General features: G+C 63.5%; 18 protein-coding genes and 1 pseudogene. 2 read left to right on the forward strand and 17 right to left on the reverse strand.

Going from position 1 to position 26,797, the window contains the following annotated elements:
- Positions 1-79 precede the first annotated feature (79 nt).
- The 8 genes and pseudogenes from B0G38_RS00005 to B0G38_RS00035 form a co-directional block, all read right to left on the reverse strand.
- Positions 80-1,081: an FAD-dependent oxidoreductase gene (locus tag B0G38_RS00005; RefSeq protein ID WP_264667527.1), complete on the reverse strand. Its 1,002-nt coding sequence runs from the start codon at positions 1,079-1,081 to the stop codon at positions 80-82.
- Between the two features lie 355 nt (positions 1,082-1,436).
- Positions 1,437-1,658: pseudogene (locus B0G38_RS23265) on the reverse strand (RidA family protein); the annotation flags it as partial.
- Positions 1,659-2,449: 791 nt separating this feature from the next.
- A complete protein-coding gene (gene rarD / locus B0G38_RS00010; protein ID WP_264667528.1) occupies positions 2,450-3,370 on the reverse strand; it encodes an EamA family transporter RarD in 921 nt (306 codons plus the stop codon).
- 252 nt (positions 3,371-3,622) lie between these two features.
- Positions 3,623-6,580, reverse strand: coding sequence for an FAD-binding and (Fe-S)-binding domain-containing protein (locus tag B0G38_RS00015; RefSeq protein WP_264667529.1), 2,958 nt, complete (start codon positions 6,578-6,580; stop codon positions 3,623-3,625).
- Positions 6,581-6,617: 37 nt separating this feature from the next.
- Positions 6,618-7,763 (reverse strand): Glu/Leu/Phe/Val family dehydrogenase, encoded by a 1,146-nt coding sequence (locus B0G38_RS00020; protein ID WP_264667530.1) that lies wholly within the window; start codon positions 7,761-7,763, stop codon positions 6,618-6,620.
- 27 nt (positions 7,764-7,790) lie between these two features.
- Positions 7,791-9,212, reverse strand: a complete 1,422-nt coding sequence (gene hglS / locus B0G38_RS00025) for a 2-oxoadipate dioxygenase/decarboxylase (RefSeq protein WP_264667531.1) — start codon at positions 9,210-9,212, stop codon at positions 7,791-7,793.
- A 166-nt stretch (positions 9,213-9,378) separates the two neighbouring features.
- Positions 9,379-11,151: a hydantoinase B/oxoprolinase family protein gene (locus tag B0G38_RS00030; protein WP_264667532.1), complete on the reverse strand. Its 1,773-nt coding sequence runs from the start codon at positions 11,149-11,151 to the stop codon at positions 9,379-9,381.
- Positions 11,148-13,244, reverse strand: coding sequence for a hydantoinase/oxoprolinase family protein (locus tag B0G38_RS00035; protein WP_264667533.1), 2,097 nt, complete (start codon positions 13,242-13,244; stop codon positions 11,148-11,150). The genes B0G38_RS00030 and B0G38_RS00035 overlap by 4 nt, the downstream gene beginning before the upstream one ends.
- Positions 13,245-13,438: 194 nt before the next feature.
- Between B0G38_RS00035 and B0G38_RS00040 the strand changes: the two genes are divergently transcribed.
- Both B0G38_RS00040 and B0G38_RS00045 read left to right on the forward strand, forming a co-directional pair.
- Positions 13,439-14,128 carry a GntR family transcriptional regulator gene (locus tag B0G38_RS00040; RefSeq protein WP_264667534.1) on the forward strand — a complete coding sequence of 230 codons (690 nt, stop codon included), beginning with the start codon at positions 13,439-13,441 and terminating at the stop codon, positions 14,126-14,128.
- Between the two features lie 128 nt (positions 14,129-14,256).
- Positions 14,257-15,582: an MFS transporter gene (locus B0G38_RS00045; protein ID WP_264667535.1), complete on the forward strand. Its 1,326-nt coding sequence runs from the start codon at positions 14,257-14,259 to the stop codon at positions 15,580-15,582.
- An 873-nt stretch (positions 15,583-16,455) separates the two neighbouring features.
- On the opposite strand, the gene B0G38_RS00050 is transcribed toward B0G38_RS00045, so the two are convergent.
- From B0G38_RS00050 to xsc, 9 genes are all read right to left on the reverse strand, one after another.
- The gene (locus tag B0G38_RS00050) at positions 16,456-17,808 is read right to left on the reverse strand and encodes a hypothetical protein (protein WP_264667536.1); all 1,353 of its coding nucleotides are present in this window, start codon (positions 17,806-17,808) and stop codon (positions 16,456-16,458) included.
- Between the two features lie 37 nt (positions 17,809-17,845).
- The gene (locus tag B0G38_RS00055) at positions 17,846-18,907 is read right to left on the reverse strand and encodes an ABC transporter permease (RefSeq protein ID WP_264667537.1); all 1,062 of its coding nucleotides are present in this window, start codon (positions 18,905-18,907) and stop codon (positions 17,846-17,848) included.
- A complete protein-coding gene (locus B0G38_RS00060; RefSeq protein ID WP_264667538.1) occupies positions 18,904-20,424 on the reverse strand; it encodes a sugar ABC transporter ATP-binding protein in 1,521 nt (506 codons plus the stop codon). The genes B0G38_RS00055 and B0G38_RS00060 overlap by 4 nt, the downstream gene beginning before the upstream one ends.
- A gap of 45 nt (positions 20,425-20,469) precedes the next feature.
- Entirely contained in the window at positions 20,470-20,757 is a 288-nt protein-coding gene (locus B0G38_RS00065; protein WP_264667539.1) for a substrate-binding domain-containing protein, read from the reverse strand.
- Entirely contained in the window at positions 20,754-21,146 is a 393-nt protein-coding gene (locus B0G38_RS00070) for a substrate-binding domain-containing protein (RefSeq protein WP_264667540.1), read from the reverse strand. Before B0G38_RS00070 ends, B0G38_RS00065 begins: the two co-directional genes overlap by 4 nt.
- Positions 21,143-22,234, reverse strand: a complete 1,092-nt coding sequence (locus tag B0G38_RS00075; protein ID WP_264667541.1) for a LacI family DNA-binding transcriptional regulator — start codon at positions 22,232-22,234, stop codon at positions 21,143-21,145. The genes B0G38_RS00070 and B0G38_RS00075 overlap by 4 nt, the downstream gene beginning before the upstream one ends.
- A 635-nt stretch (positions 22,235-22,869) precedes the next feature.
- Positions 22,870-23,205: a RidA family protein gene (locus tag B0G38_RS00080; protein WP_264667542.1), complete on the reverse strand. Its 336-nt coding sequence runs from the start codon at positions 23,203-23,205 to the stop codon at positions 22,870-22,872.
- A gap of 70 nt (positions 23,206-23,275) precedes the next feature.
- Positions 23,276-24,667 carry an NAD(P)/FAD-dependent oxidoreductase gene (locus B0G38_RS00085; RefSeq protein ID WP_264667543.1) on the reverse strand — a complete coding sequence of 464 codons (1,392 nt, stop codon included), beginning with the start codon at positions 24,665-24,667 and terminating at the stop codon, positions 23,276-23,278.
- A 141-nt stretch (positions 24,668-24,808) separates the two neighbouring features.
- Positions 24,809-26,617 carry a sulfoacetaldehyde acetyltransferase gene (gene xsc, locus B0G38_RS00090; protein ID WP_264667544.1) on the reverse strand — a complete coding sequence of 603 codons (1,809 nt, stop codon included), beginning with the start codon at positions 26,615-26,617 and terminating at the stop codon, positions 24,809-24,811.
- Positions 26,618-26,797 lie beyond the last annotated feature (180 nt).

The following is a 26,797-nucleotide window of genomic DNA, read 5'->3' on the forward strand; positions in this document are numbered from 1 at the left end:
GAGGAGGCGATTTTGCTTCCCGAACTCGCTGCAGCATAATCAGAGAACTGACCTGCACGGTGTCGAGAAACTCCACCACTCAGCGGGACGTAACCACCGGCCCCATCAGCGGTGTCCAGTCCTCGGGATAGAAATCAACCCATGAACCAACCCGAATTGGTGAACTTTCCAGTCCTGGAAGGTGCTTGGCAACTCGCGCCTCCATGAACTCGATTTCTTCACGGGAATGACCACGCTCAAAATGGTTCACATCCTCGATCTCGGTGGGAGCGGCGCCTCGGGCCACCTTCACGGATGCACCCCCATCAAGCGACGGAGCGCCATAAATGGCCCCGCCGTCGGTCATCCTGTGAAATACGGGAAACTGTTCGACGCTGAAGTCGTGTCCCCTCCTCGGGGCAAACCAAGAAAGCATTATGCGTTTTGGTGAGCAGCGCTTTTTCACAGAAGACGGCAGTAAGTGACCGCTCCAGCCACCTGCTGCAATTACAACCTTCTTGGCCGTCCACTCCCTGGTATCACTTGAAAGAGTGACTGAATCAGCCGATACATCGGAAATCCGGACCGGAGTATAGGCGTGGGCTTCTGCACCCAGTGCCCGTGCCTGGCGGACCGCGGCAATAACCGCTTGTTCGCACCGCATATACCCCTGCGTGGGGTCATAGACACCGATCTCGTCAGGCGTCAGGTGGTGCTCCGGAAAGCGCTCCCTCATTTGTCGCGGCCCTAGGACTTCGACATCTAGATCACTCATTCGTGCGGCTTCAAGTGTGGCAAGAATGCGCTGATCGTCGGCCTGACCTACGGTCAGGCCACCGCAGATTTTTAACAACTCAATGTCCGAGTGCTCGTTCAACTCGAGCCAGTTCTTGTACGCAATGTCTATCAAGGGCGTGAACCTCGGGTCCGCAGTCTGGGCTCGGCGAAAGAGCCTCGTCTCGCCCCCTACTGCGCCACGGTCATGACCTATGCCAAATTGTTCGAAGCCGAGAACGGCAACGCCTTTTTCCGCGAGTCTCCATAGCGCCATGCTGCCGATAGCACCGAGGCCAATGACAGCTATATCGCAATCCGTTTGCATGAGTCTCCTTGCCTGTCTTCATTGACTAAGCGGGTCTTAGTTCCAAAAAACGAGACGCAAATCACATTTATCTGGAACTTGCATCAGACTAGCCTGAGATTTTGGCAGTGGTCAATGGTTGTGGATTTCATTACGGAAGATATTTGTGAGCTTCGCTCTGGTACCTAAAACGTGCTTCTGATCTGGACCTATATCGTTTGGCAGTCCAAATTCCCTGGCTGCTAGTGGCGAGCAAATACCCCTGCTTTAGCGCAGACACCGAAGCGGCGCACTCAGCAGGAGGTGGTGAACATCGGACGGGCTACGCCAATGGCCCGTATCCGGCGCCTTCCAGAGGAAGCTGCCGATCGGAACTTCATCGCGCCGGGGCCGCTCCGACGGCTGTCACTTCGACTTTCATTCCTTCGATCGCGAGGGCGGACACCTCGACGGCACATCGCGAGGGAAAAGGCCGCGGGACAGCGCGTTCATAGACTTGGTTGAAGGCTTCGCGGTCCGAAATATCCGTCAGATGGATGGTCAGATGCACCAGTCGGACCAGTGAGGTTCCGGCCTGGGTCAGAACCGCGTCCAGTTCGCGAAGATTTGCTCTGTCCGCGTTGACTCATAGAAAACCTCCGCGTAGCCGGATACGTTCGCCTCGTTTGAGCGCCTCTGCCTAGCGGCGCGGTTCAGTTTGGGCAGCGGATGCAAGCTATGCCCGTTTCTATGGAGCTAACGACGGCCCAGCGACAAGCTGTGACAAAGAAAAAAGAACGCCGATCGTACTGGGAAGACTCGGATCCTTGGACGAGCAGGTCGAGTTGACCGGTTGGCACCGCGACTACGCCCGGACGGCCCTGAGAGAAGCCCGGTCCTGGAGAATCGTCAGGCCCAGACCCGACAGGACACCGGTCTACGGGCCGGACCTGCTGCCGTCGCTGATCAAATGCTGGGCAGTGCTCCGCGCCACCGCTGGCAAGCTCCTGGCGCGTCCATGCCGTTCCTGGTCCCGATGCTGCGCCGCAATCATGACATCAAGATCCGGACCAACACGTTGTCCATCTGGGTTCATCCGCATACGCAGTGGTCCCTGACTTACATAAGTGTTCACATTCCGCCGATCAGGGAACAGGCAGTAGAACGCCTGTACCGCAATATGGCCTACACTGGGCTCCTTCTGATCACGGCAAATCGCAGATAAGGCACAATCGGGCCGGCATTCCTCTCCCAATCAATAGCAGTAGTTCGACTCCAACCCCGATAACGGCGCATACGTCTGGAGCCCCTGCTCTCGTATTGCCTGCTGGGGCTTCCCAGCCATCGCAGCCACTGCAGGGAATCACGGCCACTTCGGTGGTCTGACTTCGTCCCCGCTGTCCCAGCGGTTCATCGGACGAACTGCCGGACCCTTCGGGTTCGTGCTTGTGACGCGTCAATCACTAGGACTGCAAGGGCCAGCCAGACGAGCCCAAATCCGAGCAACCGCGTCAGCGGCATCTCTTCCTGGAGCACTAGAACTCCGGCTACGAACTGGAGTGCGGGGTTGAGGTACTGGAGGTTGCCTACCAAGGACAGCGGCAAACGAGCGGCAGCTATGGCGAAGAGCAGCAGTGGAAACGCTGTTAGCGGTCCCGAGAGCACCAGCCACAGCTCGGTGGAGCCGAGGCCTTCAACAGCAAACGCAGCGCGATCAGTGGCGTACAGCCATGCCATGATCGCTCCGGCGGCAGGGACAAGGAATATCGACTCGACGGTCAGCCCCGCCGTAGCTTTCACGCCACGACTGACACGGCTCTTTGCAAGGCTGTAAAGAGCAAAAGCAACCGCGATGATGCACGAGATCCACGGAAAGCTGCCGTACCCGACTGTCACAATGACGATGGCGAAAGCACCTATTACGGCGGAGACCCACTGGGCTGGGCGCAGCTTTTCTCCTTCAACGGCCACCGCCAGCACCATCGTGACCAGAGGACAAACGAAGTATCCCAGTGCGACGTCGACAGCGCGGCCGGTCAGGGCACCGTACCCATAAAAGAACCACACCACGCCCATGAGAAGAGAGGCCAGCGCGAGTCCGTTGCGGGCTCGGGAGTTCCTGATCACCTCTTTGATGGAGCCCCATTGGCGGGCAGCGGTGATTACGCCCACCAACACCACCGACCCCCAGAGCACTCTGTGGACCAGGATCTCCAGGGGATCCACCCCGCCGAGGAGGAGGACAAAGTACACGGGGAAGAATCCCCAGATGGCATAGGTAGTTACGGCCGCTGCCAAACCGTACCGGCGGTCGTTCTCTGCCTCATGCATGGAATCCTCCATTAGGTTGAAAGCGCGTTTTTCCGGGACTGGAAGGGCACCCTGGGGTCGGCTCGCCGCATGGTCCCAGGAGGCGAAGATTCGCGTTGTCCCTTTGTAATTGCGCCTACTTGGCCGCTCCCCAAGCACGAGGCACTCAGCTGTTGCGCGAAAGCTGCATACAACTGTCCGGAGGAGTGGTTACGGAACGCACGAAGCGGTCACGGATTCTCGATCGCTGATTCAACGTCCTGACTTCGACGTTCATGCGTCCATGCTGACTTCCAAAGCGTCGGCGATGACTTGGACCAGGTGGCGGGAGTCGAGGCCGGCGAGGTCGGCGAGCTGCGTGCGGCAGCTGAAGCCGTCGGCCATGATCATCCGGTCCGGGTTCGCGGTGGCCTTGCCCAGGATGCCGTCCTGGGCGATCTTCGCCGAGATCTCGTAGTGGCCCTTCTCCATTCCGAAGTTCCCGGCGAGGCCGCAGCAGCCGTTTGAGACCTCGACATCGCACCCCATGTCCTCGAGCAGGGCCAGGTCCTGCTGGTAGCCCATGATTGAGTGTTGGTGGCAGTGCGGCTGGACGAGCAGGTTTTCCGCGGCGACTGGGGGTGTCCAGTCGATGGAGCGTAGGAACTCCGCCACGGTCTTTGTCGCCTGGGACACCTCCGAGGATCGGGGGTCATCCGGCAGCAGTTCGAGCAGGTCCGAGCGCAGCACGGCTGTGCAGGAGGGTTCGAGCCCAATGACGGTCCGGCCCGCAGCTACTTGCGGGTAAAGGACGTCCAGTGTCTTGGTCAGCTTTGCTTTCGCGGCTGTGAGCTGGCCCGTGGTGATCAGGGTCAGTCCGCAGCACGCGCCCGGCCCGGCGAGTTGGACGTCGCAGCCCGCGGCGCGGAGCACTTTGACCGCCGCGAGGGCCACCTCGGGGCCCATTGCGTCGGAGAATGAATCCACCCACAGCAGCACCGGATGTCCTGCCGGCCGTTCAATCGCATGGAGAGAAGACTCCCCTGCCGCGGTCTGTGGCTGCTCCGCAACACCGGCGGCTCTTGCCGCGACCGGTGCCGCTCCCAGTGACCGGAACGGTTTGGCCGGGAACACGGGCAGACCCCGGCGCGGGTCTGCACCGGCAAGCCGCATCATCAGCCGGCGCAGCGGGGTGATCTTGGTGATCGTGTTGGCCAGCGGGCCGAACGGTCCGACCAGCCGCAGCCATTGCGGCAGGCGGCCGAAGGTATAGTGCGCCAGGGGCCGGAGCTTGCCTTTGTAGGTCTGGTGCAGGGCTTCGGACTTGAACATGGCCATGTCGATGCCTGTGGGGCAGTCGTTGGCGCAGGCCTTGCAGCTCAGGCACAGGTCCAGGGCGTCGTGGACTTCCGGTGAGGACCAGCCGAGTGTGACGATGCCGCCGTTGAGCATCTCCTGCAGCACTCGTGCCCGGCCGCGGGTGGAATGTTCCTCGTCCCGGGTGGCTTGGAAGGAGGGGCACATGAAGCCGCCTTGCTCGTGGAGGTCTGCCCGGCATTTGCCCACGCCTACGCAGCGGTGCAGCGAATCGGTGATGTTGCCGGCGTCGTGCGCGAATGCGAAGCCGTCGCTGGCCAACAGCTGGACCGCCTGCGGCCGGCGCAGCGAGGTGTCCATTGGTTGCGGGTCCACGACGACGCCGGGGTTGAGCAGGTTGTGCGGGTCGAAGAGCGCCTTGAACCCGGCGAACGCGGCGATGGCCTGCGGCGAGTACATGGTGGGCAGCAGCTCGCCTCGGGCCCGCCCGTCGCCGTGCTCGCCGGAGAGCGAGCCGCCGTAGCGGGCCACGAGTTCCGCGGCCGCCTTGAGGAAACTGCGCATCGCGGCCCCGTCGTGCCCCAGCGGGAAGTCGATGCGCAGGTGCACGCACCCGTCGCCGAAGTGCCCGTAGGCCAGGCCGGAGAGTCCGCGTTCGTCCATGAGGGCGGTGAGGTCACGCAGGTAGCCGCCGAGGTGCTCGGGCGGGACGGCGGAGTCTTCCCAGCCCGGCCACGCCTGGGCGCCGGTGGCAGTGCGTCCGGCCAGCCCGGCGCCGTCGGCGCGGATCTGCCACAGCCGGGTGGCCTCCGGACCGGAGGGCAGCACGACGGCGTCGAGTGTGCCCGCGTCCGCCACCATTGCTTGGGCGGCGGCAACGGCCTCGGCGTTGGTGGCGCCGGCGATCTCGACCATGAGCCATCCTTCTCCGGCGGGCAGCGTGGGCATGGATCCGCCGGCCGGGGAGCGGCGCACCGCTTCGACGAGTGCGGAGTCCAGGCCCTCGAGGGCCAGCGGCTTGTGTGGCAGCAGGGCGGGCACGGCGTCGGCGGCGGTAGCCATGTCCGGGTAGCCGAGCACGGCGAGGGCCGGGGCGGCGGAACGCGGGACCAGATCCAGCTCGGCCTCGAGGATGATGCCGCAGGTGCCCTCGGTCCCGGCGAGGGCTGCGGCGAGGTTGCGCCCGTTCTCCGGCAGCAGGTGCTCCAGGCTGTACCCGGAGATTTGCCGTCCGAACCGGCCGAACTCCGTGCGGATGGTCTCCAGGTTAGCCAGCACGAATTTCTCCAGCCCTGGGACGGCGTCGACTGCCTCGTGCCCGGCACCGAGTTCCAGCATCTGGCCGGTCCCGGTGAGCCAGCGCAGCCGGCGCACGTTGTCCGCCGTCCTGCCGTAGGCGAGCCCGTGGGGTCCGCACGCGTTGTTGCCGATCATGCCACCGAGCGTGCAGCGGGTAGCGGTGGACGGGTCCGGCCCGAAGCGCAGCCCGTGGGCGGCCGCGGCTGCCTGCAGGTCAGACAGGACCACACCGGGCTGGACGACGGCGGTCCGCGCCTCGGGATCGATCGAGATGATCCGGTTCAGGTGCCGGCTGACGTCAAGCACCAGGCCGGGGCCGACGGCGTTGCCGGCACAGGAAGTGCCTCCCCCGCGTACTGTGACGGGCAGCCCGTGCTGCGCGGCGATCCGCACTGCGGCGACCACATCAGCCTCCGTGCGCGGCATGGCCACGACCCGGGGCGGGACGCGGTAGTTCGAGGCATCGGTGGTGTATTGGGCTAGCCGCACCGGGCTGGCATCGACCTCGCAGTCCAACGCTTCGGCCAATTCGCGGACGACGGCGTCGAAATCCATCTGCACGGCGGGCAAATCGATGTTGCCGTTCACCCCCGGCTGGTCGCCGCCCATGGGCTTGACCTCTACGTCGTATGTCACTGTCTCGGTTCCTTTTTGGCAGGGCTCGCGGTCGGGGTCAGGCGTTCACGGGCAGCGGCTTGCCGCGCAGCTGCATGGCGCGCTTCACCCGCTCCTGCGCCAGGCCGCGCGCGGCTTCGTGGCTGGTGCCGCCCCTGCGTTCGGTTTCCTCCAGCACCTGCACCGTGTTGGCACGCAGCTTGCTGGAGACGGTCTCGAAGATCTGCCCGGTTTCCGGGCGGAAGGCTGAGTGGCGGGCGTCCATCGCGAACGCGGCGGACACCACGCCCCCGGCGTTGGCGACGAAGTCCGGGACCACGGTGACGCCTGCGTCGCGCAGCACGGCCTGGGCTTCGGGGCTGGTGGGCAGGTTCGCGCCCTCGACCAGCAGCCGGCCTCTGATGTCGCCGGCGTTGGTATCGTCGATGACATCCTGCAGCGCGGCGGGCACTACGATGTCGGCGTCGACGAACAACTCGGTTCCGGCCTCGATCTTCAGCTCCGGCAGGGCACTGACGAACGCGTCGCCGTGGTCGCGGCGCAGTTCCAGCAGCGAAGGGATGTCCAGCCCGTTAGGGTCGTGCAGTGCCCCTGCGGCGGTGGACACCGAGACCACCTGGTAGCCCAGGGTGTGCAGCCGCTCGGCGGCAGCGTGGCCGACGGCCCCGAAGCCCTGCAGGGCCACCCGCCGTCCGGGGAGCCTGGTCGCCGCGGCGGCCTGGTCGACAACCTCGGCCACTCCGTACCCGGTGATGCCGAGCTGGTCGTAGGGGATCCCGCCGAGCTCGTAAGGTGTGCCGACCGCTGCACCGCGGGTGCCGAGCTCGTCGTTGATGATGGCGGCGTCGTTCTCGGTCAGGCCCATGTCGAGGCCGAACACGTACTCCTCGGGGACCTCGTTGCGCAGTCGGCGGACGAAGGCCCGCAGGATCTCCTCCTTGTACGGCGAGGCGGGGTCGGCCTGAATACCGGCCTTGGCGCCGCCGTAGAAGAGGTCCACACCGGCCCACTTCCAGGTCATGACGCGGGCCAGCCTGGCGATCTCGTCCACGGAGACGGTGGGCTGCATCCGGGTGCCGCCCTTACCGATGCCGCGGGCGGTGTTGTCGATAACCAAAACACCCTTCATCCCCGTCTTCGCGTCGCTGACCGCCACGATTTTTTCCGGTCCCCACTCGTCCATCAGGTCAAACACGTTTGCCATGCTGGTTCTCCTTCTATCTGCACATATCTAGCGGGTGTGGATTGCTGCTGATGATGCCGGGGCGATCTCGATTTGGAGGGCCTTTGCCAGCTCCACGACGGAGGCGTCCTGCTGGGCCTGATAGAGCCCGTTGGGGTCGAGCACCTCGCGGCCGACGATCCGGCTCATCCGGTCGATGTCGTACGCGGCCGCCTGTTCCGCGTCGTTCTTCGAACCCTCGTCGGTGAGGTTGGACTGGAAGATCCCGGCCGCCGAGCGCGGCAGGAAGTCCTCGTAGACGACCGGCTCCGGCACCGCGGCGCCGGAGGCGATCAGCTCCGCAAGGGTGATAGGTCCGGACGGGGCTTCGGGTAGAGCCTCCGGGCGGGGGGCGAAGGTGAAGTAAGCCAGGCCGCGGGCAGCCAGCTCGGCCTCGGTGCGCGGCAGGTGCTCCTCCCACACGCCCTTGGCGACGTCCTGTCGCACCAGGTCAGGGTCCGTGGCGAGCCGGGAGTCGACCTCGGCAACCATACGGTCGTATACGTCGCGTCCGGCTGGGGTGAGCGCGATCCCCCGGGCCTCGACCTCGCCGAAGCGCACCCGCAGCTCCCCGGGCTGGACCGATCCGTCGGCGTGGCGGAACAACCGCTTCTCTCCGAGGGCCTTAAAGGATGTCTGGCGCAGCAGCACGTCCGGGCCGTCCCAGCGCGGGGGACCCTGGATCTCGTCGATCATCGTGATGCCGCGGTCCTCCATGCCGGAGTAGAGCGCGTCGATGTCCAGCACCCGCGGGGTGAGGTGGTTGATGTGCGTGGATGCGACGCCGCCGATGTCGGAGGCCACCGCGGAGATCGCCTCGAGCCGGCGGTACCAGTCGTGGTCCACCGGTTCGGCGGACAGCTCGAACGCGCCGGTGGCGAGCTCCAGCAGCCGGTCCGCTTCCGTCTCCGGCAGTCCGCCGCCGGCTGCGGCCCGGTCGGCCAGTTCCAGCAGCTCGGGGACAAAGAGCTCGCGGTGCGCGAAGAAGTCGGCGAGCTCACGCTGGAGTGCCCCGTCGAAGAAGCGCTGGTCCTCGACGGCGAGCATCGAGGTGAACACGCGGAACGGATTCTTTGCCAGCTGGTCGGCGTCGATGGGGCGGAAGGCTGTGGAGACCACCGGCACCGCGGAGGACGCGGCGTCGCGCAGGTCGTAGAAACCGACCGGGTGCATGCCGAAGGCCGCGAAGACCCGGGCCACCTGCGACATCTCGCGGTCGGAGCCGACGCGGATGGCCCCGTGGCGCTCGGCAGTGACGCGCCCGATGCTGCCCAACCGCTCGGCATCGGCCCCGTGACGGCGCAGGTGTTCCTGGTTCACCTCGGTGGAGACTTCCACCAGCGTGTTGTAGGCCGGCACTTCGGTGCCGTACATCGTCGACAGGCTTTGGGCGAACGCGGCTCGCATTTCCCACTGACTCTTGAAACTCAATGGACTATTCCTTTCGGGGATTGTGCAGTAGTTGGATGCCGTGCGCATCCCTGTACAGCGTGGGCTTCAACGTCGACAGTCAGGGTGGACTGGACTCGAAAGGCCGTTGGACCGACACCTGCATGCAGGCGAGGACCTCGGCGTCGCCCAGCGGAGCGCGGAGTATCTACTGACGCTCGCCTCTGAGCGTCCGGGTCGCATTCCTATCGATTCGGAAGGACTCCGGGAGCCGCACCGTCGCATCAGGGCGCCCCAGGTACTCGATGGCGACGCCGTACATGCCACGTGCTGCTTCCAGTGATATGTAGCCGTTGACCACATCGTTGAATACATCCTCGATGTCCCGCTCGAAGGGGTCCTGGTAGCCTCCGCCACCGGGGAACCGGAACCTCACATGCGTGTCGGGGGCGAGCCTGAGCAGTGACTTGCGCGGCAGGTCTTCGCCTGTTTGGATGTCGGTGAAGCTCCCGGCGCTGCCGGGCATACCGCCGAGGGCACCCGCGGCGGGGTGGTCCACCCTGTCAATGTTGGCATTGACCGTCCAGGCCTGCCCGCCTCGCCGGCGGACTTGAAGCTGCTGCCCCAGTCCGCCGCGGAACTTTCCGGGGCCGCCGGAATCCGGCAGCAGTTCACGTTGGGTCTGGACCAGCGGGGTAAGGGTCTCGAGCACCTCAGTTGGGGCCGCGCGGACACCAGTGGGGAATCCTGTGGTCGTGAGGCCGTCCTTCGTGGGGCGGCCACCGCTGCCGCCGGCGCCGAACACCGTGAGGGTGAACGATTCGTCCTTCGTGGTTCCATTGCCCCGCCATACTGACATCCAGAGCGCGTCAGCGCTGGCGGCAGGCAGGCCCTCGGGCAGCGCAGGTCGCAATGCTTCGAACACCAGGCTGGGAAGGAAATGCCCCACCAAATGCCGGGAAGCCACTGGCGCCGGATCGAGACAGTTCAGAACCGAGCCTTCCGGGGCGGTGATGTGCACCGGCCGGAAGGACCCAGCATTGTGCGGCACTTCAGGCGCAAGAGCGGCCTTGATCGCGAAGGAAGTGTATGCGCGCGTGTAGTTCAGGACCACGTTGACGCCGAACGGGGATTGGGGGGAGGACCCCGCGTAGTCGACCGTGATGCCGTTGCCCCGGACGGTGACGGTGACCTGAAGGGTCAGGGGCTGGCCGCCGAAACCGTCGCACTCCATCGCTGCCGTGTACGTTCCGTCGGTCAGCTGTTCGATCGCGTTGCGCAGGGCGGCCTCGGACCGGTCCATGATTTCTGCTGCCACATCATCGATGCTGTCGAGTTGGTACTCGTCCATCAGCCTGAGCAGGCTGCGTGCCCCGACCTGGTTGGCGGCAACCTGGGCGTAGATGTCACCCAGGGTCTCATCCGGGGTCCGGACGTTGACCCGGATGATCTCCTCCAGGACCTCGTTCGGTCCCTCGGCAGTACGCAGCTTCAGGATGGGTATGCGCAGGCCCTCCTCATAGACCTCCGTGGCGGCCGCCGAGAGGATACGGCCTCCAATGTCGGGCGAGTGGCAGCAACTGGCGAACCACGCGACCAGCACATGGTTCCGAAACACCGGGGTGGCCACGGTGATGTCGTTGATCTGGCCTGCAGTCATCCACGGGTCGTTGGTAATCAAGACATCGCCTTCGGCCATGGACTGGGCCGGGTATCGCGAGGCGATGTGCCGCATTCCGGTGGCGAGGGCATTGATGTGGCCCGGTGTGCCGCCGGAGGACTGCCCGATCATTGAGCCTCGGGAGTCGAAAACCGCGCACGCCAGGTCGTATGATTCGCGAACCACCGGGCTGAATGCAGTGTTGACCAATGCTGCCTGCTGTTCGTCCAGCATCGAATGGAGGCGGTTCGATACCAACCCCACCAGGACGGGATCCGTACCCTCAAGGGCGACCACGGACGATTGTTGTTGCTGCATCATGATGCGCTCCCCTGATTGAAGTCGATGGATATGCTGCGGTCCTGCGCAACCGTGCAACGGCTGGCGGGCGGGATGACGAGAGTTGATTCTCTTTCTTCGATGAGTGCCGGACCCGCCAACGAGTGGCCGGGAGCAAGACGGTGGCGGTCATAGACCGGGGTCTGGACGTATCCGCTTTCCTGGGGGAAGTACGCCATCCGGTGACCCTTGAGGGCGTCCGCCGCATCCGGGGCATCCCGGAAACGGAGTTTGGCGTCCGGCTCGGGACCGCTTGAACGGACCCGCCAGGTAAGGATTTCGACGCCGACGCCCTGCGGCGCCACGTCACCGAACTTGCGTTCGTATTCCAGCGCGAAGGAGGCCAGGGCTTCCTGCTTCCAGGACGGGCTTGGAGCCGGCACGGGGACTTCGATTTCGTTACCCTGGCCGATAAAACGCATTTCAACGCTGCGTTCATGATGCATATCGGCTTCCGGCACCCCGGATTCCTTGAGCAGTTGCCCTCCTTCGTCCTCCAGCTTTTCGAACAACGCACAGATGCTGTCGTCCCCGACATCCGCCAAGGCCGCGTGCGAGGAGCGTACGACATCGATCGAGGTCGCCGCGGAAAGGAATCCGAGAGTGCTTAACACTCCTGCGGCGGGCGGCGCAAGGAGTTGCGGTGAGCCGAGCGCCTGAGCGACCCCGGGGCCGTGTAGGGGCCCGTTTCCCCCGGACACGAAGAGGGGCAGGCGGGCCGGGTCTTCGCCGCGTTCCATGGCGTGGACTCGTGCTGCATTGGCCATGTTTTCGTTCACCGTGGCATGGATGCCCCACGCCGCTTCGGCGATGTCGATTCCCAAGGGCCGGGCTATCTGGGCATCGATCGCGGCAGCGGCAGCATCGGCATCAAGCGGCATGGCACCGCCCAGGAACGACTTGGGATCGAGGTAGCCCAGCACCACGTCGGCATCCGTGACAGTGCACTGCTTTCCGCCGCGGCCGTAGCTAACGGGTCCCGGTTCGGAACCTGCGGAGTCCGGGCCGATGGTAATGAGGCCAAGGGAATTGATTCGGGCGACCGACCCGCCACCGGCGCCGATCTCGATCATGTCGATGACGGGGGCACGGACGGGCAGACCGGAGCCGGCCCGCAGCCTGTATACGCGGTTGACCTCGAATGTATGGGTCACGAGCGGACGGTTTTTCTCAATAATGCAGAGCTTGGCGGTCGTCCCGCCCATATCGAAGGCCATGAGGTTTGGCTGTCCGGCCGTCTTGCCGAAAGAAACGGCACCCAGCGCCCCGCCGGCCGGGCCGGACTCGAGCATGCGGATGGGGTAGCTGCGCGCTACGTCGATCGCGGTTACCCCACCGTTCGAGAGCATGATCAAGGGATCATTCTGCACACCGATATCTTTCATCCTTTGGCGCAAGTCCTCGAGGTAGTCCTCCACCACGCCTTGGACGTATACATTGGCCAGCGTGGTGCTGAAGCGCTCGTACTCCCGGATCTCGGGGTTGATCTCGCTGGAGAGCGCGATCCGCAGCCCGGGGGCGACAGCACGGATGGCTTCCCTGGCCTTGGCCTCGTGCTGTTCATTGATGTGGCTGTGAAGGAAACATACAGCGACGGCTTCGACCCCGGCCTCCACAAGTTCAAGAGCAACTTCCTGCACCTGTTGCACGTCGAGGGGCGTATCGACGGAACCGTCGCTTAACACCCTTTCGCGGATGCCGATCCGCAGGTGACGCGGCACCAAGGGCTGCGGGAGTTCCAGGTTCAGGTCGTAGAGCTCGTAGCGATGTTCCCTTCCCATCTCGATGACATCCCGGAACCCGTCCGTGGTCATGAGAGCCGTCTTCGCCCCACGGCGTTCGATCAGGGCATTGGTCACCAACGTGGTGCCATGGACGACGCCCTGGACGTCCGAACCCTTCAAACCGTGGGCTTTCAGCGTGTCCGCCAAGACGCTGGCTACCGCGGCTGCCGGCGCTCCATGCGTCGTTAGGGTCTTGCCCACACCGACAATTCCATCCGAATCCAAGATGGACAGGTCCGTGAACGTTCCGCCGATGTCTATGCCGACGCGCAGGTTGCCGGATGCAGCCATTGGATTGACCTCCAATTCGAAATGACGCAGGGCCTGTGACTCCGGCCACTGATTGATAAGAAAGATCCTACAGATCGTCGGACGATTTGCAAAGATTTCGTCGGACGATTTTTGCCTTAAGGATTTGCCGCCGACCAAGCGGGCGATCCTCTCAGTACAGTGAGGACCAAAGAGTGAAAAGAGTGAGGACTCCCATGAGCGCACCAGCAGAAGCTTCAGCGACCCCGGAGGCAACAACCAGCGCCGCCAGCCGCGTCGCCGTGGCCATACGCACACAAATTATCGAGGGATCACTGCTGCCCGGGGAGCGCCTCCCGGAGGAGCGGGTGCGAGCGGAACTGGGCGTGTCCCGAAGCACCTTACGTGAGGGCTTCCAACTGCTTATTCGAGAACGCCTCATGGTCCACCGTCTCAGCCGCGGCTTCTTCGTGCGGGAGCTTTCCCGCTCCGACATCTCAGATCTTTACGCTGTGCGCAGAGTCCTGGAATGCGGAGCACTGCGCCAGGTCACCCTCCTTCCGCCCCAGACACTAAGGGATTTGACGCACGCCGTATCGAAGGGGCAGCAAGCCGCCGAACAAGCGGACTGGCACATGGTGGCGGCCGCCAGCATCGGCTTCCATGAGGCGCTGGCCGCTCTCGCCGGCAGCCCGCGCCTCACTGCGCTTGCAAGGCAGGTTTTAGCCGAGTTTCGCCTGTCCTACGCGTATATGAGCGACCCCTCGTCCTTCCACGCGCCCTTTCTGGAGCGCAACGTCCAGATCGCAGAACTGGTGCGCTCGGGAGACCTTGAAGGCGGAGCCTTGGCCCTGGAATCTTATCTGCAGGACTCGGAGGAGGCCCTTCTCGCCCGCTACCCCGCCTCCAAGAGTCGGACGATTTAGCGCCGCATATCGAAGATTGTTTGAAAAATGCGTCCACTTAGGCCTTGTGATCATCAGACGATTCTTCTAAGGTTCTGTGATTAGCGCCACGCGGAGGTCCCGCTGGCGAGGAATCGTTGGGAGATCCCATGAGCTCTACATCCGTTAGTGCCGACAAGGCTCCACCGTCGCCGGCATTGGTACGCCGCGCCACGCTTGGAGCCACTGTCGGAAGCATCGTTGAGTGGTTTGATGTGGCCGTATACGGATACCTGGCCGTGGTTATCGGCCAGGTATTCTTCGGAGCCGACGATCCGACCACCGCCCTTCTCAGCTCTTTCGCCGTTTTCGCAGCCGCCTTTATCGTCCGCCCTCTCGGAGGGATCTTCTTCGGCTTCCTTGGTGACCGCGTCGGGCGGCAAAAGACTTTGGCCGCCGTAATCCTGCTGGTTTCCGCCGCAACGTTCGGCATTGGCGTCCTGCCCGGGCAAGCAGCCATCGGTGTTCTAGCACCCGTGCTGCTCGTAACTCTGCGCCTGCTCCAGGGCTTCTCGGCCGGTGGCGAGATGGGCGGCGCCTCCGCCTTCGTCGCGGAATATGCTCCCCCCGCACGCCGAGGCTTCCTCGTCAGTCTTGTGGAAATGGGGTGCATCCTCGGATTTCTCCTGGGCTCACTCACGGTCCTGATCCTCAATCTGATGCTCAGCCAGGACCAGGTGCTGGCATGGGGCTGGCGTATCCCGTTCCTTCTCGCCGCTCCGCTGGGACTCGTCGGCCTGTTCATCCGTTCCAAGCTGGAGGAAACTCCCGAATTCACCGCTTTGCGAGCCGCCGGAGGAGTCTCCAAAAACCCGTTGAAGGAGACCGTCACCAAGCACTGGAGGGCCGTTCTCATCGTCGGAGCCTTTGCCCTGTTCCAGAACGCAGCCCTGTACGTAGTTCTCACTTTCGTTCCCAGCCATCTCACCACGACCCTCGGTCACACCTCGCTCCTGGCCTCAACTTCCTCCGTCGTGACAATGGCTGTTGTCTGCTTGACGATTCCCCTCATGGGCGCACTCTCGGACCGAATCGGCCGCAAACGGATCCTCGCAACTTCATGCGTCTCGGCAATGATCCTGTCCTATCCGCTGTTCTTGCTGATGGAGCAAGGAGATCCTGGACTTGCCATGGCAGCGCACATCGGACTCGGCATCATCCTGGGCATATTCCTAGGGCCCGTCCTGGCAACGATGAACGAACTATTCACGACAGCGGTCCGGTACGGCGGATTCTCCCTTGGCTACAATCTGTCCGTGTCCATGTTTGGTGGCACCGCCCCCTTCCTCGTCACACTATTGATCGCCCAGACAGGCGTCACCGCTTCACCGGGGTTCTACATCATGGCAGCCGCACTCATCACCTTTGTCGTCCTAATCAAGACAAAGGAGACCGCCCCACGATTGACGGATGCCCGTACATCCGGAACTCCTTAGCGACGGGTCAACATTCGAAAGTAAACGAATACCGCTAGAAGCCTGGCGCTCCGTTCCCGAACGGCAGCGCCAGGCTTCATCTGGCGGAAGCCGCCGGCGTCGCTGAAACTCTCACAGACCACTCCGACGGGCGGCAGGCAGCCTCGACGGCAGAAACGCCGATAACGGCGCATAGGCCCATTTAAGTCCGGCGAATCGCATCGGGCGCGAATTCGACGGATTTTGATACGGGAAGCCCAGTTTTGCCTGCTCCCGCCCGGCTTTCCGGCAGTTTTGGGTCGCGGCATCTTTTCAAAGGACCGTTGGAATTGGGGTGGCGGTTGCCGGTCCGGAGGCGTGAGACGCGAGTCGGATCCGCGCCGTTGTAGGGACCTATCCAGCCGATTCGCACATTATGCGAAATTTTCGCACATGACGCGAGGAAGCATTGTGCCTGACCTACAAGCTACCGCACCTTCAACCGAGACAGGCCTGTTGGCGGCGTCATACTCGGCCGCATGGAAGCACCCGACGCACTCATTGGCCATCATGCCGGAAACGACGACCACCCGCCTTCCCAAGATTCACCCCCGACACCGTTGAACAAGCACAGGCAGAACCTCAACTTGACGAAATCACTTCCGGCAAGGCCGTCGTTCAAAGAGAAGTAAACGACAGCTCCGACGCCATGCCATAACGACGATTCCTGCAGTGAATTCAGAAGCAGACCTCATGAGCCCAAGGCCACTTCGGGCGCGTCCCATATGCCGGTCCTCCAGCAGGCATTGCCACTGCTGGAGGGCGGTCGCCAAATCTTCGAGGCACAATTTGTCGGTATGGCCCTCGGTTTTGTGCCCGAGTGAACCCTCTCCGGACACGCCGGGAGGATGCACCCTACGATGAGGACCTCTTCGAAACGACGGGCGGATACTCAAGCTGTTCTGCTACCTGCTCCCAGTGATCCGCGAACTGGCCGTAGGCGGTCTTGATCGGCGTGCCGACCGGAAGCTCCGGGCACTCGTTCTCGCCATTGCTGCCCCAGTTAACCCACCCCGATTGAAGGCGTTGGACAATTTGGAAGGCGCCCGAGGGTACACCGGTCCACCAGATCATTGCGCGCCCGGTGGACGAATGGAACTCCGCCGTCTTATTCGCCGGGCCGGGGAAAATGGTCTCGTCCGGCACGGCTGAGACATCGATGGGCGCCTCATCGATGGTCCATGCCCGGTCGGGCAAGTCGGCCCGGATATGGGCGGCAGTTCGCACCCGCTCGAGCCGTTCGCGGAGCATCGGCTCGTCAAGTGCTCCCTCCCAGATGCAGAAAAGGCGCCAGTACAGATCCCAATGCGCTCCTGCAATGCCGTCGGTCAACTGACTTCGGAACGCCTCGAACTTTTCATTGCTGGAGGGAGGAGCCTGAAGGCTTTCCTGGACCATGTTCGCCAGTTCCTCCGCATAGGGATCGCCTTCACGGTAGCGGGTGCCTCCATAGGCCGCGAACCGGTCGAAGACCAACTCCCCCTGTCCGCCCTCAAATTCGTCGCCCACAGTGATTTTGTTCGTGACTGCCCGCCCATTAATCACCGTCTGGAAATCGTCCACGCGGTAGCGCCGGCTGAAGTATGGCGTGCCGTAGGTGAACCACCAATCGATGACGAAGGACTTGTCTTTCAACTCTGGAAGCAGGCCATCCGGAATAGTGCCGTGCATCCTGTAGTGGTGCAGTACGGGGCCGCGCTCAACCACCTCGATCTCCACCGTGGCGTGTTCCGGCGGGTTGATGAGCCCGTTCTCGGGGGTGAAGAACGGGCCGTAGAAACCACCAATGGCGTTATTGCCCGAAGGCAGCAGGTCGATTCCTTCATCGATTGAACGGAAATGACGCAGCCCCCACTTCGAGGAACCCTCCCCCTGCGCCGTACCGACGCACATCTCGAGGTCGAAGTACCCGGTGTCCAGGCGGATGAAGGCATCCTGCTCCACGGGCGGCAACTCCGTGATCCCGTCCGCCTCTGTCGCCGGGCCCATGAGCGTCAGTTCTGTCTCCCCTTCGAACGTCAGTACTGTCACGAAGGACGTTCTGCCGGGGGCCTCTGCCTGCGCCAGTTTCTGACACAGGACGTCCCGGCCTTCCCGGGTCCGCGCCGTCCAGAGCGGCTCATGGAACTCTCCCTCGAGGGTGAAGGTAATGGGTTCGTTCACCCGTTTCGCTGGAAGCGGATCGCTTACGACGACGGTGTGTGTCACCTGCGCGGTTCCTTCACGGCTGTTGTTGGGCATGGATTCAGGACGTGGTAATGGGTTGTCCACCGACGTCACCCCTCCTCCGTACGGATCGGCGTAACCGGAGCGGGCGCTGCTTCAGGCTGTCGATTGAAACCGCCAGGATGATGACGATGCCCTGGATGAGGAGTTGGGTGAAGAACGGAACGTTCATCAGGATCAGTCCAGTGGTAAGGACGCCGAGAATGACTGAACCGATGAGCGTACCGATGATTCGTCCACGTCCACCCATCAGGCTCGTGCCGCCGAGAACCACCGCGGCAATGGCGGTCAGTTCGTAGCCTGTTCCCGCGGTGGGTTGTGCGGAGACAACGCGGGCCGAAAAGATGACACCGGCCAGTCCCGAGCAGGCTCCGGCGATGACGTAAACCGACAAGAGGACGCCTTTGACGTTGACGCCTGCCAGTCTCGCTGCCTCGGGGTTACCTCCTACGGCGTACACATGGCGTCCGTACCGGGTCCGCTCAAGGACAAACCATCCCACTACGTACACAACCACCATCACGATGACCGGTACTGGTATGCCCAGAACATAACCGTTACCGAAGTCACGGAAGTTCAACGCATTATCCACGACCGGCACACCGCCGGTCATGGTGTAGGCAAGGCCCCGATGGAAGATCATGGTTGCGAGTGTCACGATGAAGGCGGCCAGGGACATGTAGGCCACGAAGAACCCATTGATCGCACCGGCGGCGGCTCCTGCGAGTACTCCAAGAAGAATCGCGAACGGGGCGGGCACGCCATTCAGCGCCACGAGTACGCTGGCCACCCCTGATACGGCGACTATCGAGCCGACCGACAGGTCGATCCCGGCGGTCAGAATGACGAAGGTCATGCCGGCAGCCAAAATGGCCGTCACCGAAATGGAGCGCGCGATGTTCAGAATGTTGTCAATCGACGCAAAGTTCGGCGCGATGATGATCATGAGCACAACCAGGATAAGCAGGACTGCCAGGATTCCTACCCGGTCCCACCATCGTGCAAAGTCGAACGGTTGCCGGTCATGGTCTTCGGTGGCGACCGGCGTCGCGGCGCGGTCGGACTGCGTGTTCTCGGTCATCGTGATCCTTCGTTGTCTGTGGCCGCCGTGCCGGTGGCGTGGAACATAACATCCTCTTCTGTCGCGGAGTCCGCGGCCATCTCCGCCACCACCCGGCCGGCGCGCATGACCAGGATGCGGTCGCTTATGCCGATGGCCTCCGGGAGGTCTGATGAGACCACTAGGATGGCCTTGCCCCGGGAGGCGAGTTCATTAATGAGCTGGTAGATTTCGCTCTTCGCCCCAATATCGACCCCTCGCGTAGGCTCATCCAGGATCAGCACCTCAGACTCACGCATGAGCCAGCGGGCCAGCGCCGCCTTTTGCTGGTTGCCTCCGGAGAGCGCGCTGACGGGTAACTGAGCGGCATTGAGTCTCAGCCGGAGGCGCTCCATGCCTTTCTTCACCGACTGCCGGATACCGGGCCGGTCCAGCACGCCAAGGCGGGAGTGACGGTCCAGGGAGCTGATAGCGATGTTGTCTTCGACCGTGTGTTCAAGAAAGAGTGCCTGCTCCTTTCGGCTCTCCGGCACCATTGCGATACCGGCGGCAATGCCGGCCCGGGGTGAGGCCGAGTTGGCAGCGGCTCCGTTGATGAGCACCTCCCCTGACTCGGACTTGTCCGCGCCGAAGATGAGGCGGGCAAGTTCGGTGCGGCCGGAGCCGATCAGACCGGCAAGACACACAACTTCACCGCCGCGGACCTGCAGACTGGCCGGGCCCACCTCCGCACCACTGAGATCGCGGACATCCAGGACAACTTCACCGGGAGTACGCTGCTCATGGTGATAGAGGTCATCCACGGACCGGCCCACCATCATGCGCACTACATCAGGCGGTCTGATATCACTCTTCTGCTTGGTGTCCACGTAGGTTCCATCACGCAGTACCGTTACGCGATCGGCCAGGTCCCACACTTCCTCCATCCGGTGGGAGATGTAGATGAGCCCGACTCCGGCACTCCTCATCTCATTGAGGATGCGGTAGAGCGAAACGGCTTCACCCCGTGACAAAGCGGCGGTGGGTTCGTCAAGGACGAGAATTCGAGCTTCCTCGCTGATTGCGCGGGCGATCTCCACCATCTGCTGCAGGCCGACAGTGAGGTCACCGAGCGGACGGCGTGGGTCGATCTGGGAACCGATGCGTTGAAGCTTTTCCCGGGCGGCCCGGGTCATGGCCCGCCGGTCCAGAACGCCGAACTGCCCCTTGGGCTCCCGCCCCAGCGCGAGGTTTTCGGCCACGGTCATGGTGGGTACCGTGTTCAGCTCCTGGTGGATTATCGCAATCCCGTGCGCCCTTGCCTCCTGCGGAGAACGAATCTCAATCTCCTGGCCGTCGAGCAGGATGCGCCCGGCATCACGATGCTCGTTTCCGGCGAGGATCTTCATCAGCGTTGATTTGCCGGCGCCGTTCTCACCCATGAGGGCGTGAATTTCGCCCGCATATAGGTCGAAGTGCACCGAGTTAAGAGCCAGCGTGGCCCCGTAACGTTTGGTGACGCCGTCGACCTTCAACAGCGGTTGAGGATTAGTTGTCATGGCGCCGTCTTTCGTTAGTACCGGGAGGGCAGGATTGTCGGTGCATTACCATCCCTCGTATTCGTCCACGTTTTCGCGGGTCACCAGCTCGCTGGGAATGAGGATGGTGGTTTCCTCCAGCTCCTCACCCCGAAGAATGGTTTGCGCGGCTTCGACGCCCTGCCGGACCATCTCGGCTGGGTCTTGGGTGGCGGTCGCAACAAACGGTGAACCCTCGCGCTTGAGTTCATCGACGGCGGCCGGGCTGCCGTCTACACCGGTGATGATGATCTGCTCGCTGAGGCCGGCCTGTTCAACGGCGAGTACCGCGCCAAGTGCGGAGGGGTCGTTCATCTGGCTGGAGTATCCACCGCGATGACGATGACGCCCGCTTGCTTCGCACGTTCAATAGCTGGTGCAATACCCGCCTGGTGGACAGCGCTGATGACAATGAGGTCCACACCGCCCTGGATGAAGGCGTCGATCTGTGTGCTTTGATTAGCCAGGTCCAGGCGTGCATCCTGCACGTTGAGGGTGGCGTCGAGTTCTTCCGCGGCTTCTTCGGCGCCCTTCACCATGGCGGCGAAGAAGGGATTGGATAGGTCCTGCACCATCAGGGCCATGGACTCGATGGATTCGGGCGGAGGGGCGGCTTCGGTTGGTGCCGACGTGCACCCAACCATGCCGAGGGTGGCAGCCACGCTCACGGTGGCCGCGATGGAGCGGTACCGGATGGTATTCATAGGGCTCCTTTATCGGATTGTTCTAAATTGAGGGGTACACAGCCACAGGACCTTCGAATGATCAGGTTGGAACCAACCTCACGGCGGTCCTCCGGGCGGTACCGCGGTGTGGCTTCCCCGTTCCCCGCGGTCTCGGCCTGTTCGTCGATAAGGCGGGTCAAAATGGTGGCGGCAATTTCGCCGATATGTTTGCTGTCCTCATTGAGGACAGTCATCGGTGGATTCACGAATGGGGCCCAAGGGAATTCGTCGAAAGCCACCAGCGCAACTTCGTCCGGGACCCGGATGCCGTGGCCATGTAGGACGTCCAAGGCGCCGCGGAGAAGTGGATTGTTTCCGGCGATCACGGCGCGTGGTGGTTTCGAACCGTTGGCCGCCAGATGGGCGGAAAGTGCGCGGGCGGCCGAGTCAGGATCGTTTTCGCACTCGATAACCGTTAGTCGTGCACCGGTGTTGGCGGCTGCCGCGGTGATGCCGCGTTGACGCTCCGCCCTGGTTGACCAGCGGGATGGATACATAAGCAGCGCCCAGTCCTCATAGCCGTGCTCTCCGAGGTGGTTGCCTACAGCCAGGCTCGCGGCGTAGTTGTCCGTCGTCACACTGGCTGCATCCCGAACGCCTTTCGGCGGGCTTGAATCCACAAAGACCACAGGAATTCCCCAGCTCTCAAGCAGCCGGACGTTATCGAGGCTAAGAATCAGCGTGGAGACGACTCCCGCGGTTCGCGCCTGGATGATGTCCTGCACAATAGCGTTCTCGGCCTCAGCTGAATAGACGCCGTCCGTAGCGAGGTCAGCCACCACCGCGCTCCGCCCCGATGCCCGCAGGACCTGCTGGACACCACTCATCATGTCGATGTAATAGTAATTCGAGGTGCTGGCCGTCATCACGGTGACCGATGCAGAGGTGTTCCTGCGCAGCTGTTGGGCCGCTCGGTTGGGCACATACCCCATTTCCCGGGCGGTGCGAAGAACTGCCTCCCGGCTGGCTTTGGAGACGCCACCGGCGTTGTTGAGGGCGCGCGAGACGGTATAGACGGACAAGCCTGAAGCGGCGCTGACGTCCACCAAGGTCGGCTTCTTGGGCACCTTCTTGATCTCCTCGCATGTAGGTCTATGAGGGACATCTCCTAGATTGAAGGCGTCCCTAAACGTTTAGCAATAAACGTTTAGGAAGATGTTATGCGCATCACACAACTTCCGTCAATAGGTCACTGTTGACTCATAGATAACCTCCGCGTATGCGGATACGTTGCCTCGTTTGAAAACCTCCGTCTAGCGGGGTGTCGACGTACGGCAGGGGCCCGCACCGTCAGCAGGTGGGGCCTCTACCCGGTCGCGTCCTTTTCATCGGGCGACGTTCGGTCTTCACAGGAAGGTACGGTATGACGACCGAAGTGGGTATGCCCGGGAAACCCGCGACCTGCATGGCGTGCTGCGGGCGATCCTGCGGATCCGCGGTGTAACCGCACCGCAACATCCCTCTCCCTCGCGATCACATTCCCTACCGCGTCCAACCGCTGCTGCGAACGCTGGGGGAATCACTCCCCCGCCCAGTCTGACTACACGGCCAGGTACCGATAACGGCGCATATGACACCAGTAGACGCTTCGTGGATGACTGCGGAGAGGTAGACCTTCTGGAAGGGGCAACGGATGCCCAGTTAGTGTGCGGCGGCGACAAGGTGCTGGCTCTGGTTCCAAGGAATGTCGGCGCGCGAAGACTTATACAGCGCCGACGGCTGTTACTTCTACCCTCATCCCTTCGACCGCGAGGGCGGAAACCTGAACGGCGCATCGTGAGGGAAAGGGCCGCGGAACAGTGCGTTCATAAAATTGGTTGAAAGCCACGCGATCCGCGATGTCGGTCAAGTAAATCGTGAGATGGACCAGACGATCCATCGAGGATCCGGCCTGGGTCAGAACCGCGTCCAGGTTGGCGAAGATCTGCTCCGTCTGGTCATTGACGTTGCCGGTCTCGATGCTGCCGTCCTCGCGGCGGGGAATGACAGTGGCGTAGACGAGGCCGCCGGCAACCACGGCACGCGAGGCGAGGGGCATAGGGCGACGCTGGCGACTGGTCCGGGGAATGGGGGCCCAGTCGCCAGCGTCACGGGCAGTACAGGGTTGGTCAGCGGAGGGGGTCGAAGCGGCGCATGACGGTGGGGGTGCTGTCGCCGGTCATGGAGGCGGCGAGCATTTTGCCGGTGAGCGGGCCGAGGGCGACGCCCCACATGCCGTGGCCGCCGGCCACGTGGACACGGGAGGACTTGGTGGCGCCGATCAGCGGTAGGCCGTCCGTGGTGCAGGGGCGGGAGCCGACCCATTCCTCCTTGCGGTCCTGCCAGGCGATGCCCTTGAACATCGGCGTAGCCGCGTCGATGATGGCCTTGATCCGGCGCGGGTCCAGCGGTGCGTCTGCGTCGCGGAATTCCATCATGCCGGCCACGCGGAAGCGATCCCCGAGCGGGGTACAGGCGACACGCTGCGCCGGGAAGTAGATAGGGTGGGTGGGCATGACCTCTGGAACCACGGTGAAGCTGTAGCCGCGGCCGGCCTGCACGACCCGCTTGACACCGAACCGGCGGGCGAGCTTGCCCATCCAAGCACCGCTGGCGATCACCACGTTGTCGGCCTGGAGCAGGCGGCTGTCCGCGGCGATCACGCGGACGCCGGTGCCGTCGTCCCGGATGTCCACGACGTCGAAGCCGCTGATGATTTCGGCGCCGCGGGCCTTGACTGACTCGGCGAGGGACTCCATGAACTTCGGCGGGTTGATGAAGCGCTGGTCGCGGATCTGCACGCCGGCCCGGACACCGGAACCCAGTGTCGGTTCGAGGGCGCGGAGCTCGTCGCCGTCCACCAGGTTGTAGTCCACGGTGCCGCCGGCGCGGCGCACCGCGTCGAACTCGTGGACCAGGGCGTCGCGGTGCTTGTGCGAGACGAAGCCGGCGAGGAACGGGTCGGCCACCCTGGTAGGCTCGCCGACTGCGCCGTTGGAGGTTGGGGCCGCGGCGGTCAGGGTCGTGGTCCCGGCGCGGGTGGTGGTTGTGGTGCCGGAGGCTGCGCTGTCGCCAGTGGTGCCGGCCGCCGTCGTCGTTGTTTGCTGGGAAGTGTTGAGGAGGTTGCCGCCTTCGGCGAGTTCGTCGTAGGCGTCCATGCCGATGCGGTTGACCTCGGTGAAGACTTCCATGGCCTCGCGCCATTTCCCGGGGGTGCAGTGGCGGGCGAAGCCGATCAGGAAGCGCAGCAGCTGCGGGTTGGCGGAGAGCGGGATGTAGAGCGGGGAGGACGGATCGAGCATGGCCTTGAGCCCGTAGCTCAGGACCGCCGGTTCGCTCAGGGGCAGGGTCAGCGCGGGGGTCAGCCAGCCGGCGTTGCCCCAGGAGGATCCGGAGGCGACGCCTTCCTTGTCGACCACCGTGACCTGCACGCCGCGTTCCTGCAGGTACCAGGCGGTGGAGAGTCCCACCATGCCCGCGCCTACCACCACTACTTGCTCAGGCGCCTTCGAGTTACCCATTGTGTTCTCCGATCAGTGCTTCAGTTGGTGCCAATCCTGTTTTTGTGTGCGGCAGGCCGGTGCCACCCCCACGGGGCACCGGCCTGCCTGTCCTGCTAGGTGGAGCTGATTCGAGCCGTTGGCTTCGAACCGTTGCCCGGTTTAGACGTAGTCCTTGTACTTCTCGAGCATGCGGACCGGCTTCTTCAGGGCGTCGCGGCGGAACGGGTCGCCCAGTTCGCGGGTGCACATGACCTCGATGACCGTGGTGACGCCGTCGTTCATTTGGGCGTTCAGGGCGTCCTTCAGCGCGGCGCCAACGTTCTCCAGCTGGTCCACCACGATGCCCTCGGCACCCATGGAGCGGGCCATCTCGGCGAAGCTTTCGCCGTCGTTATCGAGCTCGCCGGCAACGAAGCGGCGGTTGTAGAACTCCACCTGGTTCTTCTTCTCCGCGCCCCACTGGCGGTTGCGGAAGACGATGGCGGTGACCGGGATGTTGTGCCGGACGGCGGTGAGGACCTCGCCCATGCTCATGGCCCAGGCACCGTCGCCGGCGTAGGCCACGGCGGGACGCTCCGGGGCGGCGGCCTTGGCACCGATGATGGTGGGCAGGGCGTAGCCGCAGTTGCCGAAGCTCATCGGGGCGAAGAAGCTGCGTGGCTTCTCGAAGCGCAGGTAGCTGTGTGCCACCGAGTTGATGTTGCCGATGTCGGTGGAGATCATGACATCCTCCGGCATGGCCAGCTCCAACTCGCGCAGGACCTGGCGCGGGTGCAGCCAGTTGCCCTCCTCGTGCTTGGCCTCCTCGATGACGTCCAGGCTGTACTCGTCCTGCTCGTGCGTCCAGGCGCTGAGTTCCTGCTCCCACGCGTCCTTCTCCGCCTTGATCCGCGCGGCGCGCTCTGCCTTGGTGGCGTCGCTGGTCAGCGTGCGGTCGGCGAGGAGCTGGGTGAGTTCGGTGGCGACGGCCTTCGCATCGCCGCAGATGCCGACGTCGATTTTCTTGACCAGGCCGAGCATGGTGTGGTCCGCGTCCACTTGGATGATCTTCGCGTTCTCGGGCCAGTAGGCCTGCCCGTACTGCGGCAGCGTGCCGAACGGGCCCAGCCGGGTGCCGAGGGCGATAACGACGTCGGCCTCCGAGATGAGCTTCATGCCCGCCTTGGATCCTTGGTAACCCAGCGGGCCGCACCACAGGGGGTGGCTGGCGGGGAAGGAATCGTTGTGCTGGTAGCTATTGACCACCGGGGCGCCGAGGCGTTCGGCGAGCGCCTTGCACTCCTCGACGCCGTCGGCCATGACCACGCCGCCGCCGGAGACGATGACCGGGGCCTTGGCCGTGGCGATCAGCTCGGCCGCCGCCTCCAGGCTTTCCTTGCCGCCGGCGCCGCGGTCCACCCGGCGGGGCTTGGCGATTTCGGTGGTGATCTCGCCGTAGAAGTAGTCGCGCGGGATGTTCAGCTGGGTGGGGCCGTTCTCGCTCATGGCGCGGTCGAAGCAGCGGGCGGTGAACTCGGCCATGCGGGCGGGGTTGACCACGTGGCCCTGGTACTTGGTGAACTCCTGGAACATGGGCAGCTGGTTGGCTTCCTGGAAGCCGCCGAGGCCGATGCCGTTGGTGCCCGCCTCCGGGGTCACGATGACCACCGGGCTGTGCGCCCAGTAGGCGGCGGCGATGCCGGTCACGCAGTTGCTGATGCCGGGGCCGTTCTGGCCGATCACCACGCCGTGGCGGCCGCTGGCCCGGGCGTAGCCGTCAGCCATGTGGGCGGCGCCCTGCTCGTGGACTACAGGGACCAGCCGGATGCCGGCGGGGGCGAAGATGTCCATGGCGTCCATGAAGGCCGAGCCCATAATGCCGAAAATGTCCGTGACATCGTTGGAGACCATGGTCTCGACGAAGGCCTCCGACGGGGTCATCTTCTGGACGCCCTGGACGACCTCCCGGCCCGTGTTCTGCTCGCTCATAACAACTCTCCTTTGAATCGTGCCGCCGCGCTGGGCGATAAGAAGTTCCAAAAAATGATTCGGATTGCTCCCGAAAACGGGACTGGCACCAACATATGCGGTCTGGATCACATCGGTCAACACATATTCCGTTTTTTCTTCCCAGTGATACTATTTTTTGAAACAGCGGAACATTTTCTC

Source organism: Crystallibacter permensis (assembly GCF_025960875.1).
GTDB classification, from domain to species: Bacteria; Actinomycetota; Actinomycetes; order Actinomycetales; family Micrococcaceae; genus Crystallibacter; species Crystallibacter permensis.

Bases quoted from the DNA above. Each gene is read 5' to 3' on its own strand.
- B0G38_RS00085 (WP_264667543.1), bottom strand. From the start codon at position 24,667: ATGGGTAACTCGAAGGCGCCTGAGCAAGTAGTGGTGGTAGGCGCGGGC.
- B0G38_RS00060 (WP_264667538.1), bottom strand. From the start codon at position 20,424: ATGACAACTAATCCTCAACCGCTGTTGAAGGTCGACGGCGTCACCAAA.
- B0G38_RS00080 (WP_264667542.1), bottom strand. From the start codon at position 23,205: ATGCCCCTCGCCTCGCGTGCCGTGGTTGCCGGCGGCCTCGTCTACGCC.
- B0G38_RS00040 (WP_264667534.1), top strand. From the start codon at position 13,439: ATGAGCGCACCAGCAGAAGCTTCAGCGACCCCGGAGGCAACAACCAGC.
- B0G38_RS00055 (WP_264667537.1), bottom strand. From the start codon at position 18,907: ATGACCGAGAACACGCAGTCCGACCGCGCCGCGACGCCGGTCGCCACC.
- xsc (WP_264667544.1), bottom strand. From the start codon at position 26,617: ATGAGCGAGCAGAACACGGGCCGGGAGGTCGTCCAGGGCGTCCAGAAG.
- B0G38_RS00070 (WP_264667540.1), bottom strand. From the start codon at position 21,146: ATGAATACCATCCGGTACCGCTCCATCGCGGCCACCGTGAGCGTGGCT.
- B0G38_RS00035 (WP_264667533.1), bottom strand. From the start codon at position 13,244: ATGGCTGCATCCGGCAACCTGCGCGTCGGCATAGACATCGGCGGAACG.
- B0G38_RS00065 (WP_264667539.1), bottom strand. From the start codon at position 20,757: ATGAACGACCCCTCCGCACTTGGCGCGGTACTCGCCGTTGAACAGGCC.
- B0G38_RS00030 (WP_264667532.1), bottom strand. From the start codon at position 11,151: ATGATGCAGCAACAACAATCGTCCGTGGTCGCCCTTGAGGGTACGGAT.
- B0G38_RS00005 (WP_264667527.1), bottom strand. From the start codon at position 1,081: ATGCAAACGGATTGCGATATAGCTGTCATTGGCCTCGGTGCTATCGGC.
- B0G38_RS00020 (WP_264667530.1), bottom strand. From the start codon at position 7,763: ATGGCAAACGTGTTTGACCTGATGGACGAGTGGGGACCGGAAAAAATC.
- B0G38_RS00045 (WP_264667535.1), top strand. From the start codon at position 14,257: ATGAGCTCTACATCCGTTAGTGCCGACAAGGCTCCACCGTCGCCGGCA.
- rarD (WP_264667528.1), bottom strand. From the start codon at position 3,370: ATGCATGAGGCAGAGAACGACCGCCGGTACGGTTTGGCAGCGGCCGTA.